Here is a 16,656-nt window from a genome sequence, read left to right on the forward strand (position 1 = left end):
ATGATGACCGCGTTGGCTACCGTGACAGACGTGCATCGTCGCGGCAAGCAATACGAAATTGATTTAAGTTGCGAACAGCAGACCAGTTGCAGTAGTTGCTCTTCACAGAAAAGCTGTGGAACGGGCGTTGTTACTAAAGCCATTGGTAACAAGAGTTTATCTTGGCACCTGCGCACGGATAAATCGGTGAAAATAGGTCAAGTCGTCGAGATTGGTTTTCCTGAGTCGAGCCTAATAAAATCAGCAATGGCGGTTTATTTACTGCCATTGTTTGGTTTGATTATCGGTGCGATGTTTGGTCACTTCCTATTAGCGCCGCTGACAGCCGGCGGGGAAGGCATCATCATATTGGCATCGGTATTGTTTGCCGCTGGTGGAATGTGGATCGCAAAACGTGTTTCTCGTCCGTTAGAAGATGAATCTAAGCGCCAAGTTACCCTCGTTCGGGTACTTGGAGAGCCAATCCAGTAAGTGCTGTCCCCCTCCACTAAAGGTTATTTGGGTATGTACTTTAAATTACGTGCGCCCGTTAACGAAATTCGGTAGAATCTGCCAACTTGATTGAAATGCCGTCAGTAGATGGCGTTTCTTACTGTCCCTATTTGTAAAGAGTTAGTCACCCTAAATCTATGAAGCACATTCGTAACTTTTCGATTATCGCCCACATCGACCATGGTAAGTCGACCCTATCAGACCGTCTAATCCAAGTTTGTGGCGGGTTAACCGATCGTGAAATGGCCGCACAGGTTCTGGATTCTATGGATCTTGAACGTGAGCGTGGCATCACCATCAAATCTCAGAGTGTGACGCTAAACTACACCGCTAAAGACGGTGAGACGTATCAGCTGAACTTCATCGATACTCCGGGGCACGTTGACTTTGCATATGAAGTATCACGTTCTCTAGCGGCTTGTGAAGGTGCGCTATTGGTTGTGGATGCGGGTCAAGGTGTTGAAGCTCAAACACTGGCTAACTGTTACACCGCGATCGAAATGGATCTAGAGGTTGTGCCAATCTTGAACAAGATTGACCTACCAGCAGCCGATCCTGAGCGTGTAGCGGAAGAAATTGAAGAAATCGTTGGTATCGATGCAATGGAAGCAACCCGCTGTTCTGCGAAGACAGGCATCGGTGTTGATGACGTTCTAGAGAACATTGTGTCAGCGATTCCAGCACCGGAAGGTGATCCAGATGCGCCACTACAAGCGCTGATCATTGACTCATGGTTTGATAACTACCTTGGCGTTGTTTCTCTAGTGCGTATTAAAAACGGCGAACTGAAGAAGAACGATAAGATCAAAGTGATGAGTACGGGCCAAGTTTGGGGTGTAGACCGCCTTGGTATCTTTACGCCAAAACAAGTAGATACCGATATCCTTCGTACTGGTGAAGTAGGTTGGGTTGTTTGTGGTATCAAAGACATTCTTGGTGCCCCTGTTGGTGATACTCTGACTCTAGCGAAGAATGGTTGTGATAAACCGCTACCTGGCTTTAAGAAAGTTAAACCTCAGGTTTACGCAGGTCTGTTCCCTGTATCTTCTGACGATTACGAAAACTTCCGTGACGCACTAGGCAAACTAAGCCTAAACGACGCATCGCTATTCTACGAGCCAGAAAACTCTGCGGCACTTGGCTTTGGTTTCCGTTGTGGTTTCCTTGGCATGCTGCATATGGAAATCATCCAAGAGCGTCTAGAGCGTGAATACGACTTGGATCTTATCACCACAGCACCAACGGTAGTTTACGAAGTTGAGAAGACGGATGGCGATCTGCTGTATGTTGATAGCCCAGCAAAACTACCAGCGATCAATGACATTGAAGAAATTCGTGAACCGATTGCGCGTTGTAACATCCTTGTGCCTTCAGAGTACCTAGGTAACGTAATCACACTGTGTGTTGAAAAGCGAGGCAGTCAAGTTGATATGGTTTACCACGGTAACCAAGTCGCTGTGACTTACGATATTCCAATGGCTGAAGTGGTACTGGATTTCTTCGATCGTCTGAAATCAACATCACGCGGTTACGCATCTTTGGATTACAACTTCCAGCGTTTTGAAGCTTCGAATATGGTACGTGTAGACGTTCTTCTTAACGGTGACACTGTTGATGCATTGGCGATGATCACACACAAAGATCAGTCTCAGACTCGCGGTCGTCAGTTGGTAGAGAAGATGAAAGAATTCATCCCTCGCCAAATGTTTGATATCGCAATCCAAGCGGCAATTGGTAACCACATTATCGCTCGTTCAACGGTAAAACAGTTGCGTAAGAACGTTATTGCGAAATGTTACGGCGGTGACGTAAGTCGTAAGAAGAAACTTCTGAAGAAACAGAAAGAAGGTAAGAAACGCATGAAGCAGATCGGTAACGTTGAGCTGCCTCAAGAAGCGTTCCTAGCCATCCTTCACGTAGGTAAAGACTAAAGTTGAACTTTGTCTCACACTTGTCGGTCTTAAGACGTTAGATATTAAAATAAGTGAAAGGGTTTCGGCTCTTTCACTTTCGTATTTTTAGATAAGGGAATTTAATGGCGAATACATTCTCACTGATGTTGGTTATTGCGACTTTGGTAACTGGCGTGGTTTGGCTATTGGAAAAGCTGGTTTTCGCGAAAAAGCGTCAGGAAAAACTGGCTGAGATTCAAGCTCAGACGTCTAATGGTTTGGATGCAGTGACCTTGCAAAAAGTTGAGCGTCAGCCTTGGTGGGTTGAAAATAGCGTCTCTATTTTTCCTGTGATCGCGTTCGTTTTAGTATTACGTTCTTTTATCTACGAACCATTTCAAATCCCATCAGGCTCAATGATGCCTACCTTGCTGGTTGGCGATTTCATTTTAGTTGAGAAGTACGCGTACGGTCTAAAAGACCCAGTATGGCGTACTCAGCTAGTGGAAACTGGTAAGCCTGAGCGTGGTGATATCGTGGTCTTCAAATACCCACCACAACCAAGTGTGGACTACATTAAGCGTGTAGTTGGTTTACCTGGTGATATCGTGCGTTATTCAAGTGATAAGCAGCTTTGCGTGCAAAGCCAAGGCGAATCGGCATGTAAGCCAGTTAAACTGAGCAACGTTGAAGAAAGTCAGTTTAGCTCGAACGGTATTCCAATGATCCAACTGGATGAAAAATTGGGTAACGTTGAGCACAATATTTTGGTTAACCCTCTTGTGCGTAACCGCGTGGAGCAATATTTCCCACGCAGCGGCACGACAGAGTGGGTTGTACCACAAGGTCAGTATTTTGTGATGGGTGATAACCGTGACAACAGTGCTGACAGCCGTTACTGGGGCTTTGTTCCAGAAGCAAACTTAGTCGGTAAAGCTGTCGCGATCTGGATCAGCTTCGAGTTTGATCGTGGCGCAGATAGTGTTCTACCTTCATGGATTCCAACTGGTGTGCGTTTTAGCCGCATCGGTGGCATTCACTAACCATTCAAATATCGAGAGAGTATGAATTCTCCAATTGATAAACTAGAGAGAAAGCTCGGCTACCAGTTTCAAGATGCCGGGCTTATCAATTTGGCGCTGACGCACCGCAGCGCCAACAGTAAGCACAATGAACGTCTTGAGTTTCTGGGCGATTCAATTTTAAGTTTTGTCATCGCTGATGATCTGTACCATCGTTTCCCAAAAGTGAACGAAGGTGACATGAGCCGCATGCGTGCTACTTTGGTTCGCGGACATACATTGGCGGAACTGGGTCGTGAATTCGATCTAGGAGATTATTTAAAATTAGGTCCAGGTGAATTGAAGAGTGGCGGTTTTCGCCGAGACTCTATTTTAGCCGATGCGGTTGAAGCCATTATTGGCGCAATTTACCTAGACAGTGATCTTGAAGTTGTGCGAGGCATTGTACTGAGTTGGTATCAGTCACGCCTTGAAGCCATTAAACCAGGCGTTTCACAAAAAGATCCGAAAACTCGCCTACAAGAGTTCCTACAAGGCAGAAGAAAACCGCTGCCTGTCTACACAGTGACTAATATTAAAGGTGAAGCGCACAACCAAGAGTTCACGGTTGAGTGCGAAGTAGCAGGTGTGGATAAGCCTGTAATCGGTAAAGGCACCAGCCGCCGCAAGGCAGAACAAGCGGCTGCTGAAACAGCACTTGAGCAATTAACAAATGGCTGATAACGAATTCGATATCGATGCGTTTTTCGCATCACAGGGTGAGCCAAGCTCGCCAGAAAACCAACACTGTGGCTTTATTGCTATTGTTGGTCGTCCAAACGTAGGTAAGTCGACACTTTTGAACAAGATTTTGGGTCAGAAGATTTCGATCACCTCTCGTAAGCCGCAAACGACACGCCACCGTATTATGGGTGTGGATACGGACGGCGATTACCAAGCGATTTACGTCGACACGCCTGGACTTCACATTGAAGAAAAGCGTGCGATTAACCGTTTGATGAACCGTGCAGCTAACTCGTCATTGAGTGATGTAAACCTTGTGTTCTTCTTAGTCGATGGTACGCATTGGACTAAAGACGATGAGATGGTGCTGACCAAACTTCAAAAGTCGAACTTCCCAGTTGTGCTTTGTGTAAACAAAGTCGACAACGTACAAGATCGTAACGACGTGATGCTACACATGGCGGAGATGTCGAAGAAGATGGACTTCGTGGATGTTGTGCCAATCTCTGCCAAGCAAGGTAAGAACATTGACGTACTGCGTAAGCACGTGCGTAATCACTTACCTAAAGCAACGCATCACTTCCCAGAAGAATACGTGACTGACCGTTCTCAGCGTTTTATGGCGTCTGAGATTGTGCGTGAAAAGCTGATGCGCTTTACTGGTGAAGAGCTGCCATACTCAGTAACGGTTGAGATTGAACGTTTTGATTACAACCCAGAAACCGACGGTTTCCACATCAATGCCTTGATTCTTGTTGAGCGTAATGGTCAGAAGAAAATGGTGATTGGCAAAGGCGGCGAGAAGATTAAGACCATTGGTCGCGAAGCGCGTTTAGATATGGAAGAATTGTTCGGTCGTAAGGTTTACCTAGAAACCTGGGTAAAAGTGAAATCTGGCTGGGCAGACGACGAACGAGCGTTGCGATCGTTGGGTTATATAGACGATTTATAATCTTGGCTGCGAAGGTGCTTCGCTCCAACATCGATGAAAAATCAGTATCGATTAAAATAAGGAGCCGCTCGGCTCCTTATTTTTTATTTCACACTTTTTAGGCACAATGACTTAGATGAGTAATCTGTCTTCCGAAGGTTTACAGCGCTGTTTTGTATTGCACCGACGCCCTTACAGTGAATCGAGCTTAATCCTTGATGTATTTAGTGAGGAATATGGCCGAATGACTTTAATGGCCAAAGGCGCGCGCAGTAAGCGTTCGAACTTAAAAGGCGCATTGCAACCTTTTACCCCGCTATTACTTAAATGGTCGGGGAAAGGCTCAATGAAAACTTTGCGTCAAGCCGAGCCGATAAGTCTAGGTTTGCCGTTAACGGGCATTAATCTCTACTCAGCCATGTACGTCAATGAACTGATTGGCCGTATTTTGATGGCTGAAGTGCCGATGCCAGCACTATTTCATGATTATTTGCATGCGTTAACCGAGTTGGCGCACAACGAGAACCCTGAGCCTGCACTGCGTCGTTTTGAGTTAGCCTTGCTGTCTGCGATGGGGTATGGCGTGGATTTTTTGCATTGTGCAGGTACCGGCGAGCCCGTCGATCCAGAAATGACCTATCGTTACCGGGAACAGAAAGGGTTTATTGCTTCGGTTAGGCGCGATAACCTCACGTTTTTAGGGAATGAACTGATTGCTATCAGTGAGCGGCGGTTCGTCACTAAAGAGCAGCTAAAAGCGGCAAAACGCTTTACACGTATAGCCTTAAAGCCGTATCTTGGCGGCAAACCTTTAAAAAGTCGTGAATTTTTCATTCAGACCCCCAGAGCACGGAGTAACGGAAAATGAGCTCAATTTATTTAGGCGTCAATATCGACCATATTGCCACTCTACGTAATGCACGTGGTACAAAATACCCAGATCCTGTTCACGCTGCTGAAATTGCAGAGCGTGCAGGCGCGGACGGTATCACTATCCACTTACGTGAAGACCGTCGCCATATTTTGGATCGTGATGTACGTATTCTGCGTGAAACCATTCAAACGCGTATGAATCTAGAGATGGCAGTGACTGACGAAATGGTTGAGATTGCGCTGCAAACTAAACCAGAGTTTGTGTGTTTAGTGCCTGAAAAGCGTGAAGAACTGACGACGGAAGGTGGCTTAGATGTAGTAGGGCAGCTTGAAAAAATTAAAGCTGCGACGAAAAAGCTGACAGATGCAGGCATTAAAGTTTCGCTATTTATTGATGCTGACCGTCAACAGATTGAAGCTGCGAAAAAGTGTGGCGCTCCGTTTATTGAGCTACATACTGGCCATTATGCAGATGCGACTACAGAAGACGAACAACAAGCTGAACTGAAGAAGATTGCCGCTGCTGCGAGTTATGCACATGATCTAGGTATTATTGTTAATGCCGGGCATGGCCTGACTTATCACAATGTCGCACCAATTGCTGCATTACCAGAAATTTACGAACTCAACATTGGTCACTCAATCATTGGTCGCGCGGTATTTGATGGTTTAAATAAAGCGGTTGCTGACATGAAAGCACTGATGATTGAGGCTCGCCAGTCATAGGGCTATCTAGATGGCGATTATAGGGTTAGGGACCGACATTGCAGAAATTGAGCGTATTGAAAAAGCGTTAGCTCGTAGTGGTGAACCTTTTGCTCAGCGGATTCTTTCAGAAGAAGAAATGGCCAAATTCTCACAGCTTCAGCTGCAAGGTCGTTATCTTGCTAAGCGCTTTGCAGTCAAAGAAGCGGCCTCAAAAGCATTGGGGACAGGGATCGCAAAAGGGGTCACGTTTCACGATTTTTCCATCTCGAACGATGAGCTTGGAAAACCAGTGCTCGCATTGACGGGCACAGCCAAGCAAATAGCGGATGCGATGGGCGTTAACCACATTCACCTGTCCATTTCCGATGAGCGTCATTACGCTGTGGCGACGGTCATTTTTGAATCCTAGCTTGTAAGTCTTAAACAAAATACTAAAAAGCCAGAGCAGATGCTCTGGCTTTCTTGTCTCTCGAGCAGATTACTGTTCAAGGTATAATTTTGCAGTCGTTATGACTTTAATCATTTCATCTTGCAGCTCGAACATTTCAGGCTCAACTTCCTCAAGACTGACCCCTGAGCGCAGTGCTTGCTCAAGCGTCGCACAGAGTGACTTCAGTCTTGGAACGCCACAATATGAACTACTGCCGTGCAGCTTATGGATGACATGAATTAGGTCATCACGGGAGATATCTTCTTGCTCCAGAGCTTGGTCAACGACTGCTTCTACTTCAGGGATGAACTCAATCAACATGCGCAGCATGTCTTTAGCGAGATCCTCTTTATTCGCGCTCTGTTTCAAGGCCGCTTGCCAATCAATAATCACATCCTGTTGAGGTGAAGAGACGGATTGTGGTGCGCTTCCTTCAGGTTCATCAACGTATGAAGGGGCGACTTTGCCAATGCTCTCTGTACAAGCATTTGGGTTCCAGTGAACCAAAACCTGTTGTAGCACATGCTCTTCAATAGGTTTGGTCAAGTAGTCATCCATTCCTGCCGAGAGCAAGCGGTCTCGTTCCCCTGCCATGGCATGCGCCGTTACCGCAATCACTGGCGTGTCTTTATTTAGCTCCAACTCTTTAATGTGCTTACAAGCGGTCACACCATCCATTTGTGGCATTTGGATATCCATGAAGATTAAATCGTACTTTTTCTCTGTCGCCAGGTTCACCGCTTGCTGGCCATTGCTACAGGCGGTGACGGTTTCTACTCGTTCGCGGAGCAGTGCAGAGATCAGCTTCAAGTTTGCAGGGTTGTCATCCACTGCTAGTACAGTGAGAGGTAAACGGTCCCCTTCGCTTGGCGTAATTGGAGCGCTTAATACCGGTGGCGATTCTACATGTTCGCTAATCAGGCTTTGTAGCAACTTACGGCGAGACAATGGTTTCGTCAGGCACTGGACGTGATGCTCTGTCATTATTTGGTCCGCAAGCGCCAATTCGGTACTCGGTGTCCCTAGGAGAACACTCGGAGCCATGCGTTTCGCTTGTTCTATCCAAGGTGTAATAACTTCCGCATCGTGAGTCTGGTTGGCCGCTAAATTCAACAGTACATAATCATATTGTTCTTCGTTGTTTGGTAGCGAAGAGCGGTAGGTTACTAAAATACCCTCCTGACTTAGAATCTGTTGGGTTACGGATGCGGCTTGCATGTTTGGTTCAATCAGCAGTAACTGCTTCCCAGTCAGAAGTTCCACTTCAATCAGTTCGCTCATTGGCATCTCGGTTGAGTGCAAGCGCACCGTAAACCAGAAGGTTGAACCTTGGTGTAGACGGCTGGTTAAACTGATTTCGCCGCCCATCTGGCTCACCAGTTTCTGAGTGATAACCAGACCAAGACCAGTACCGCCGTAACGACGTGAAATACTTGCATCTGCTTGGCTAAAGGCTTGGAACAACTGCGCTTGCTGACGCTCAGAGATACCAATACCGGTATCACGCACCATGAATTGCAGTTCGACGGAGTCTCCTGATTGAGAGCGCATTTCTACGCTAACATCAATGTTGCCTCGCTCGGTAAACTTGATTGAGTTACCGACTAAGTTCGTCAAAATTTGCTGGATACGTAGTGGATCCCCAACTAAACCTGGTGGAATTTTAGGGTCCACTTTTAGGGTGATTTCTAACCCTTTCTCATGTGCACTTGTGGCTTGTAGGTTAATTACCTCTTCTAAACTTTCTCGGAAATCAAAAGGAATGTTTTCGAGTGCCAGCTTACCCGCTTCAAGTTTCGAGAAGTCGAGAATGTCATTGATGATATTCAGCAGGTTGTTCGCCGATTTCTCAATCGTCTGTAGGTAATCCGTTTGGCTGTTAGAAAGCTGCGTTTTAAGCATTTGACGAGTAAAGCCAATCACCCCATTGAGCGGAGTACGCAGCTCGTGCGACATGTTCGCCAAGAACTCTGACTTAACCCTAGCTGCTTCTTGCGCGCGTTTCTTCGCGATATCCAGCTCAACGTTCTGAATTTCTAGCTGCTCAAGCGTTTCACGTAAGTCGGACGTGGCTTGGTCTATACTGTGCTGCATCTCCACGTGATATTCTGATAACGATACCGCCATGGCGTTGATGCCATTTTTTAGCTGGTCTAACTCACCGTGCATTTTGCCTTCGATACGCACATCAAGATGACCGCGGCGAATGCGGTCAACGACATTCTTCATGTGGGTGATAGGTTGGGTCACATCGTGCATTAGACGTGAAGCAAACACACTTGCTAAGCCAAGACCGAGAACCAGAACTAAAAAAGCAGAAAAGACTTCTTGATACTGTTGCAGCCTCAAGGAGGAGAGATCTAACTCGACGGCGATGTAACCAATCGCTTTTGTGCCTTGGCTTTCGTTCGACAACTCCGCTAAGTAGTGACCTTCTGACAAAATGGGGACACGCAATATCAGTGAGTTTTCGTAGATTTCCGAATTACCCAGTTGCGGGATCGGTTTATCTTTGGGAAACATCAAGGCTTCAAAATTAGGATGAAAGTTAGAGGTCACAAAGAGCTCATGATGTTCATCAAATACCGCGATACTACGAACCAGTTTGGAGTTTTTGCGGTGCGCGTAGCTTATCAAGCGACGTACCGCCTCTCGGCTTTCTGATAGTAGATGAGTTTCACTGGCAATCGCCAGCGGCTCAATAATGCTGTTACCAGTGGTGATAACTTGTTTCTCAAGGTCTTGGTAGCGGTTAAATGAGAAAAAGCCGCTCAGTAATAAACCAATAATGAGAGTGGGAGCGAGAGTTAGTGTAATTACACGTGCTCGTAAGCCATATCTGGTCATGTTATCTAATTACATCGGAGTCTGGATATGGGAAAATAACGCATTATTTCTCAAGCGCACGATAAAGCCTTGAGCAAAGAAGTGACGTCACCGAATAAACGGTAAGCATAATCAAGTCACTCGAATCACACAACGGCTGCAATCAAGAATAGTGAAGCCGAAGAGCAATTACACATAAATCAGGCATAGAGCATGGCACGCATCTTTCAACCGAAAAAGAAAACCCAACTCAATACTCGGCACCAAGCAGTGCAAGTAGAGCGTTTAGATCACCACGGCGCAGGCATTGCTTACCTCAAAAAGAAGCCATTGTTTATCGATGGAGCACTGCCGGGTGAGGAGGTGGTCACTCAATTGGTGGAAGAAAAGAGCAAATACGCTCGCGGTAAGTTGATTAAAATCCTTAAGCCGAGTGAAGCTCGTGTGGAGCCATTTTGCCCACATTATCATGAGTGCGGTGGCTGTGATTTGCAGCATTTAGATTATGACCAACAATTGACGTACAAACAGCAAACGTTGCGTCAGCTAATGCGAAAATTTTCAGGCAGTGATATTGAACTAGATGCCCCGTTATTGGGATATTCGCAGGCCTACCGTCGCCGTGCGAGAGTGAGCTTGTTTGTTGATAAAAAAACACGTCAGCTACATTTTGGTTTCCGTAAAAAGCAGAGTAAGCAAATTGCGCAAGTGACCGATTGCCCAGTGCTGGCACCGGAACTGAATGTTTTGCTGCCAGAGATTTACTCAGCCCTAAAAGCGTTTAAAAAGCCGGAACAATTGGGTCATGTAGAGCTGGTACTTGGTGATAATGGGCCGTGTATTACGCTGCGCCACTTGAGCGCTCTGACAACGAGTGAAACTCAATCTCTAACGGAGTTGGCAAAACGTCATGGCGCATCGTTGTACTTAATGCCATCGACAGAACAATTAGACCTTATCGAAGGCGATATGCCTTTTTATCAAGAAGTTGGAGTGAAAATCCCTTTTGCACCAAATAACTTTATTCAAGTAAACCAAGGTGTAAACCAACAAATGGTCAAACAAGCGGTTGAGTGGTTAGACCCACAAAAGAGTGACCGAGTGTTAGATTTGTTCTGTGGTTTAGGCAACTTTAGTTTACCAGTTGCGAAATTAGCTAAGTACGTGGTTGGAGTAGAGGGTGTTGCAGAGATGGTAGAAAAAGCCACAAACAATGCATCTTTGAACCAAATCAATAACGCGCAATTTTATCACGCTAACCTTGAGCAAGATTTTGAAGGCCAAGCCTGGGCCGCAGAGCGGTTTGATAAAGTATTATTAGACCCGGCACGCGCGGGAGCGAGTGGGATCATCGATCAAGTTTCTGAGCTTGGCGCACAGCGTGTAGTTTATGTTTCTTGTAATCCTGCTACCCTTGCTAGGGATAGTCAAAGCTTGATAGAGCAAGGCTATAAATTAACTAAATTAGGTATGCTGGATATGTTCCCTCATACCAGTCATCTAGAATCGATGGCATTGTTTGAAAAGTCCTAACTTTAGGACTTTGACCCCTTATTTGTGGTGGGTGGTCATAAAGCCAGCGTGTACGCGCGGTAAAAAGAACTAACCTGGACGGTGTTAGTCAAACCACACGAATATAATAATTAGGATGATGAGATGGTTGCGGTAAGAAGCGCGCATTTAAACCAAGATGAACAGTTTGAACTCGAAAACTGGGTGGCTAGCCTAGGACAAGAGAAAAACACAGCCTCACGCTTAATCGAAGTATATCGAGATTGCCAGACAGTATTAGCTGATAACGAGCAAGCGGAACTGTTGTTGTGGCGTGGACGAGAAATGATCGAAATTTTGATCACCTTGTCTATGGATCAAGCCACTTTAGTGGCTGCTCAACTGTTTCCTTTGGTTTCAAGTGGTGCTTTCAACAGAGAAATTCTGGAAGAGAAATACAGCAAAGAAATCATAAAATTAATCGACGGCGTTGAAGAAATGGCTGCTATTGGCCAACTCAACGTCAACATGGAAGGCAGTGCAGCGTCATCTCAGGTAGATAACGTACGCCGCATGCTGCTTGCCATGGTGGATGACTTCCGCTGCGTAGTTATCAAGCTCGCGGAACGAATTTGTAACCTTATTGAAGTTAAAAAAGCGCCAGATGAAGTTCGACGTGCGGCGGCAAAAGAGTGTGCCAACATCTATGCGCCGCTAGCAAACCGATTAGGCATCGGTCAGCTGAAATGGGAAATTGAAGATTACGCTTTCCGCTACCAACAACCGGAAACTTACAAACAAATTGCCAAACAGCTTTCTGAGCGACGCATCGTTCGTGAACAGTACATCAAAGACTTTGTTGAAGACCTCACGCACGAAATGGGAGTATCGGGCATCAATGCCGAAGTGAGTGGTCGACCTAAGCACATCTACAGCATTTGGCGAAAAATGCAGAAAAAGAGTTTGGCCTTTGATGAGCTGTTTGATGTGCGAGCAGTGCGTATCATCGCAGACAAACTGCAAGATTGTTACGCGGCTTTAGGCGTAGTTCACACCAAATACAAGCACCTACCGAGCGAGTTTGATGACTACGTTGCTAACCCTAAACCAAACGGTTATCAATCGATCCATACAGTAATTCTAGGGCCAGAAGGCAAAACCATCGAGATCCAGATTCGTACCAAGCAAATGCATGAAGAGTCGGAACTGGGGGTTGCAGCGCACTGGAAATATAAAGAAGGGGCAAGCAGCCGAAGCGGTTATGATGAGAAGATCACGTGGCTGCGTAAGCTACTGGATTGGCAAGAAGAAATGTCTGACTCTGGCGAAATGCTCGATGAGCTGCGTAGCCAAGTCTTTGATGACCGTGTTTATGCCTTTACACCACGTGGTGATGTTGTCGATTTGCCAATGGGGGCAACGCCGCTAGATTTTGCCTATCACATTCACTCCGAAGTGGGACACCGTTGTATCGGTGCCAAAGTCGGAGGTCGTATTGTGCCGTTCACGCATAAATTACATATGGGTGACCAAGTCGAGATTATCACTCAGAAAGAACCTAACCCATCACGTGACTGGTTAAACCCATCATTAGGCTTCGTTCATTCTGGTCGTGCGCGTGCCAAAATTAACGCCTGGTTCCGAAAACAAAGCCGTGAGAAGAACCTTGAAGCAGGTCGTGAAATCCTTGAGCATGAGTTAGCCAAAATTGGCGCAACGTTAAAAGATGCAGAGCATTACGCCCTCAAGCGGTTTAACGTCAAAACACCAGATGAATTGTATGTTGGGGTAGGTAGCGGTGATTTGCGCATCAACCAAATCATTAACCATATCAACGCGTTAGTTAACAAGCCAACGGCAGAGGAAGAAGACCAGCAAGCACTGGAAAAACTGCAAGAAGCAGAGCACAAATCACCAGCGCAAAGCCGACCGAAAAAAGACGCCGTCGTTGTAGAAGGTGTCGATAATCTAATGACACATCTAGCACGTTGCTGTCAGCCAATTCCAGGTGACGATATCTCTGGTTACATAACGCAAGGTCGTGGGATTTCAGTACACCGTAGTGACTGTGAACAGCTAGAAGAACTGCGCCATCATGCGCCAGAGCGCATCATCGATACAGTCTGGGGCAGCGGCTTTGTGGGGTCATACATCCTCACGGTGCGTGTTGAAGCGATGGAGCGAGGTGGTCTACTCAAAGACATTACGACACTGTTCGCCAACGAAAAGATCAAAGTGACCAGTATGAAGAACCGAGTCGACTACAGACGTCAACTTGCCATCATGGACTTTGACCTAGAAGTCACCAATATTGAGGTGCTTTCTCGTGTTTCGAAGCGTGTTGAGCAGATTAAGGATGTGATGACGGTGAAACGCCTCGGCTAAAATTCTCGTCATACTTGAAGCTGATAGCGTTGTTGCCTGCGCTCACTCCGGAGTGCCGGCCCAGGCTCATCACATAGGCGAGCTATGCTCAGGAGTCGCGAAAACTTGTTGCCTTGTCAAAGTAACAATTACTTAGTGAAAGCTGCTGAGAAAATATAATGTAGAAGGTGAGTGGTTTTGGCCGCTCACCTTTTTCTTTAGTAGAAAGGTTTAAAGGAACAAAAAATGAGTCATCCAATTGAACAATTAGAACAAATCATGGCGAAGTTGCGTGACCCAGAAAACGGTTGCCCTTGGGACTTAAAACAAACCTTTGACACCATCGTTCCGCATACAATAGAAGAAACCTACGAGGTGGTGGACGCGATTCAAAATCGAGATTGGCCCAATCTAAAAGAAGAGCTAGGGGATTTGTTGTTTCAGGTGATTTTTTACAGTCAGCTAGCGAAAGAGCAAGAGCTGTTCGACTTTTCGGATGTCGTCGAAACCGTGAACGAAAAACTGACTCGTCGCCACCCGCATGTTTTTTCAGATGTTGAGTTTGAATCTGACGAGGAAATTAACGCGAACTGGGAAGCGGAAAAAGCAAAAGAAAAAGCCCTAGTAGGCAAAGCGGAAGAAAGTATCCTAGACTCAATACCAAACTCTTTACCGGCACTTTCTCGTGCTACAAAAATTCAGAAAAAATGTGCAAAATTTGGGTTTGATTGGGATTCACTTGGCCCGGTTGTCGATAAAGTACGAGAAGAAATTGACGAAGTCATGGAAGAGGCACTGCAAGTTCAGCCCGATGAAGAGAAAGTTGAGTTGGAGCTCGGTGATTTGCTATTTGCGACTGTCAATTTGGCTCGCCACCTTGATAAAAACCCAGAAGTCGCGCTAGGAAAAGCAAACGTAAAGTTTGCGCGACGTTTTAAACAAGTTGAAGGCAAGGTCCAGCAGTCAGGCAAAGTACTTACAGATTGTTCTTTATCAGAACTTGACCATTTTTGGGATGAAGTAAAACAAGAAGAATCGAGGCAGAGGTAAACTGGCAGAATACATAATATAAGGTCCGCTTGTTTGGTTACACGAAAACGGACTTTGGTTTGTCTTTGCTCACTTTGATTTGAAGCAAAAAATAAAAAATTACGGTGTGATAGATTTCACGTTGTGGCGGTAAGGAGCTTCTGGTATATTTATCTCCCGTCCAGAAGCACTCCATTTCCCTCATTCAACCAATTTCAGGTTAAACATGACGACAAATTACATTTTTGTTACTGGCGGGGTTGTATCCTCTCTAGGTAAAGGTATTGCAGCAGCATCTCTTGCGGCTATTCTAGAAGCTCGTGGTCTTAAAGTGACTATGATGAAGCTTGACCCTTACATCAACGTTGACCCGGGCACAATGAGCCCTACTCAGCACGGTGAAGTGTTCGTTACAGAAGATGGCGCAGAGACTGACCTTGACCTTGGTCACTACGAGCGTTTCATCCGTACCAAGATGACCAAGCGTAACAACTTCACTGCAGGTCGTGTTTATGCCGACGTACTTCGTAAAGAACGTCGTGGTGACTACCTAGGCGCAACTATTCAAGTTATCCCTCATATCACTAACGCAATCAAAGATCGCGTTATTGCAGGTTCTGAAGGCCATGATGTGGCTATCGTTGAAGTTGGCGGTACTGTTGGTGATATCGAATCACTACCATTTATGGAAGCGATTCGTCAGCTAGCTGTTGAGCTAGGCCGTGAGCGCGCAATGTTCATGCACCTAACACTTGTTCCTTACCTAGCGGCAGCGGGCGAAGTGAAAACTAAGCCGACGCAACACTCTGTAAAAGAACTTCTATCTATCGGTATTCAGCCAGACATCCTAGTTTGCCGTAGCGATCGCGTTATTCCTGCGAATGAGCGTAAAAAAATCGCACTGTTCTGTAATGTTCCAGAAAAAGCAGTAATTTCAATGAAGGATGTAGACTCTATCTACAAGATCCCTCAGTTGATTAAATCTCAAGGGCTAGATGACCTTGTGTGTGCTCGCTTTGGTATTACTGCTCCTGAAGCAGACCTTTCTGAATGGGAACAGGTTATCTACGAAGAAGCAAATCCTACTGGTGAAGTAACCATCGGTATGGTTGGTAAATACATTGAATTACCAGATGCATACAAATCTGTGAACGAAGCGCTTAAACACGCTGGCTTGAAAAACCGTCTAAGCGTCACAATTAAGTATGTAGACTCACAAGATATCGAAACAAAAGGCGTTGAACTTCTAGAAGGTTTGGACGCAATCCTAGTACCAGGTGGCTTCGGCGATCGTGGTATTGAAGGTAAGATCCGTGCGGCTCAATATGCACGTGAAAATAACGTGCCTTACCTAGGTATTTGTTTGGGTATGCAAGTTGCACTAATCGAATACGCGCGTAACGTTGCGGGTATGGAAGGTGCACATTCAACAGAATTTAACAAAGAGACGAAGTACCCTGTGGTAGGTTTGATCACAGAGTGGGTAGACGAATCAGGTAGCGTAGAAGAGCGTACTGAAAAGTCTGACTTAGGCGGTACGATGCGTCTTGGTTCACAGCTATGTCACCTAGAGAAAGGGACTAAAGCTCGTGAACTGTACGGTAGCGCGACGATCCATGAACGTCACCGTCACCGTTACGAAGTGAATAACGTGCTTCGTCCGCAAATCGAAAAAGCAGGCCTAAAAGTATCAGGTCTATCTGCGGACAAGAAGTTAGTGGAAATGATTGAGAACCCAGCTCACCCATGGTTTGTAGCGGCTCAGTTCCACCCAGAATTCACCTCGACTCCTCGCGATGGACATCCATTGTTTGCAGGTTTTGTTAAGGCTGCGGGCCAAAACGCACGCGGCGAATTCGAGAAGTAAAAGGATAC

The 16,656-nt window shown here is 46.0% G+C and carries 13 protein-coding genes; 12 read left to right on the forward strand and 1 reads right to left on the reverse strand.

Annotation, left to right across the window (positions count from 1 at the left end):
• From R7Q09_RS16620 to acpS, 8 genes are all read left to right on the forward strand, one after another.
• Positions 1-471, forward strand: a complete 471-nt coding sequence (locus R7Q09_RS16620) for a SoxR reducing system RseC family protein (RefSeq protein ID WP_005384575.1) — start codon at positions 1-3, stop codon at positions 469-471.
• A gap of 158 nt (positions 472-629) precedes the next feature.
• The gene (lepA, locus tag R7Q09_RS16625; RefSeq protein ID WP_005384577.1) at positions 630-2,423 is read left to right on the forward strand and encodes a translation elongation factor 4; all 1,794 of its coding nucleotides are present in this window, start codon (positions 630-632) and stop codon (positions 2,421-2,423) included.
• A 104-nt stretch (positions 2,424-2,527) separates the two neighbouring features.
• Positions 2,528-3,427: a signal peptidase I gene (gene lepB, locus R7Q09_RS16630; protein WP_318071132.1), complete on the forward strand. Its 900-nt coding sequence runs from the start codon at positions 2,528-2,530 to the stop codon at positions 3,425-3,427.
• A 21-nt stretch (positions 3,428-3,448) separates the two neighbouring features.
• Positions 3,449-4,126: a ribonuclease III gene (gene rnc, locus R7Q09_RS16635; protein ID WP_005380932.1), complete on the forward strand. Its 678-nt coding sequence runs from the start codon at positions 3,449-3,451 to the stop codon at positions 4,124-4,126.
• Complete coding sequence (gene era, locus R7Q09_RS16640; RefSeq protein ID WP_005380931.1) at positions 4,119-5,081, forward strand: GTPase Era; 963 nt, start codon at positions 4,119-4,121, stop codon at positions 5,079-5,081. The genes rnc and era overlap by 8 nt, the downstream gene beginning before the upstream one ends.
• Before the next feature lie 115 nt (positions 5,082-5,196).
• Positions 5,197-5,928 carry a DNA repair protein RecO gene (recO, locus tag R7Q09_RS16645; RefSeq protein WP_005384578.1) on the forward strand — a complete coding sequence of 244 codons (732 nt, stop codon included), beginning with the start codon at positions 5,197-5,199 and terminating at the stop codon, positions 5,926-5,928.
• Positions 5,925-6,659 (forward strand): pyridoxine 5'-phosphate synthase, encoded by a 735-nt coding sequence (gene pdxJ / locus R7Q09_RS16650; protein WP_213867358.1) that lies wholly within the window; start codon positions 5,925-5,927, stop codon positions 6,657-6,659. The genes recO and pdxJ overlap by 4 nt, the downstream gene beginning before the upstream one ends.
• A 10-nt stretch (positions 6,660-6,669) precedes the next feature.
• Positions 6,670-7,050, forward strand: coding sequence for a holo-ACP synthase (gene acpS, locus R7Q09_RS16655; RefSeq protein WP_213867357.1), 381 nt, complete (start codon positions 6,670-6,672; stop codon positions 7,048-7,050).
• Between the two features lie 69 nt (positions 7,051-7,119).
• Here acpS and barA read toward each other — a convergent pair whose 3' ends face one another.
• The gene (barA, locus tag R7Q09_RS16660) at positions 7,120-9,918 is read right to left on the reverse strand and encodes a two-component sensor histidine kinase BarA (protein WP_213867356.1); all 2,799 of its coding nucleotides are present in this window, start codon (positions 9,916-9,918) and stop codon (positions 7,120-7,122) included.
• A 192-nt stretch (positions 9,919-10,110) separates the two neighbouring features.
• Between barA and rlmD the strand changes: the two genes are divergently transcribed.
• The 4 genes from rlmD (at position 10,111) to R7Q09_RS16680 (ending at position 16,648) form a co-directional block, all read left to right on the forward strand.
• Positions 10,111-11,430, forward strand: coding sequence for a 23S rRNA (uracil(1939)-C(5))-methyltransferase RlmD (gene rlmD / locus R7Q09_RS16665; RefSeq protein WP_025768846.1), 1,320 nt, complete (start codon positions 10,111-10,113; stop codon positions 11,428-11,430).
• A 123-nt stretch (positions 11,431-11,553) separates the two neighbouring features.
• On the forward strand, positions 11,554-13,773 hold the full coding sequence (relA, locus tag R7Q09_RS16670; RefSeq protein WP_318071133.1) for a GTP diphosphokinase: 2,220 nt from the start codon (positions 11,554-11,556) through the stop codon (positions 13,771-13,773).
• A gap of 225 nt (positions 13,774-13,998) precedes the next feature.
• Positions 13,999-14,802, forward strand: coding sequence for a nucleoside triphosphate pyrophosphohydrolase (gene mazG, locus R7Q09_RS16675; RefSeq protein ID WP_005383780.1), 804 nt, complete (start codon positions 13,999-14,001; stop codon positions 14,800-14,802).
• Positions 14,803-15,007: 205 nt separating this feature from the next.
• Positions 15,008-16,648, forward strand: a complete 1,641-nt coding sequence (locus tag R7Q09_RS16680; RefSeq protein WP_021034029.1) for a CTP synthase — start codon at positions 15,008-15,010, stop codon at positions 16,646-16,648.
• The last annotated feature ends 8 nt before the right edge of the window (positions 16,649-16,656 follow it).

This window comes from Vibrio sp. 2130-1, from assembly GCF_033339515.1.

Bases quoted from the DNA above. Each gene is read 5' to 3' on its own strand.
- R7Q09_RS16620 (WP_005384575.1), top strand. From the start codon at position 1: ATGATGACCGCGTTGGCTACCGTGACAGACGTGCATCGTCGCGGCAAG.
- lepA (WP_005384577.1), top strand. From the start codon at position 630: ATGAAGCACATTCGTAACTTTTCGATTATCGCCCACATCGACCATGGT.
- lepB (WP_318071132.1), top strand. From the start codon at position 2,528: ATGGCGAATACATTCTCACTGATGTTGGTTATTGCGACTTTGGTAACT.
- rnc (WP_005380932.1), top strand. From the start codon at position 3,449: ATGAATTCTCCAATTGATAAACTAGAGAGAAAGCTCGGCTACCAGTTT.
- era (WP_005380931.1), top strand. From the start codon at position 4,119: ATGGCTGATAACGAATTCGATATCGATGCGTTTTTCGCATCACAGGGT.
- recO (WP_005384578.1), top strand. From the start codon at position 5,197: ATGAGTAATCTGTCTTCCGAAGGTTTACAGCGCTGTTTTGTATTGCAC.
- pdxJ (WP_213867358.1), top strand. From the start codon at position 5,925: ATGAGCTCAATTTATTTAGGCGTCAATATCGACCATATTGCCACTCTA.
- acpS (WP_213867357.1), top strand. From the start codon at position 6,670: ATGGCGATTATAGGGTTAGGGACCGACATTGCAGAAATTGAGCGTATT.
- barA (WP_213867356.1), bottom strand. From the start codon at position 9,918: ATGACCAGATATGGCTTACGAGCACGTGTAATTACACTAACTCTCGCT.
- rlmD (WP_025768846.1), top strand. From the start codon at position 10,111: ATGGCACGCATCTTTCAACCGAAAAAGAAAACCCAACTCAATACTCGG.
- relA (WP_318071133.1), top strand. From the start codon at position 11,554: ATGGTTGCGGTAAGAAGCGCGCATTTAAACCAAGATGAACAGTTTGAA.
- mazG (WP_005383780.1), top strand. From the start codon at position 13,999: ATGAGTCATCCAATTGAACAATTAGAACAAATCATGGCGAAGTTGCGT.
- R7Q09_RS16680 (WP_021034029.1), top strand. From the start codon at position 15,008: ATGACGACAAATTACATTTTTGTTACTGGCGGGGTTGTATCCTCTCTA.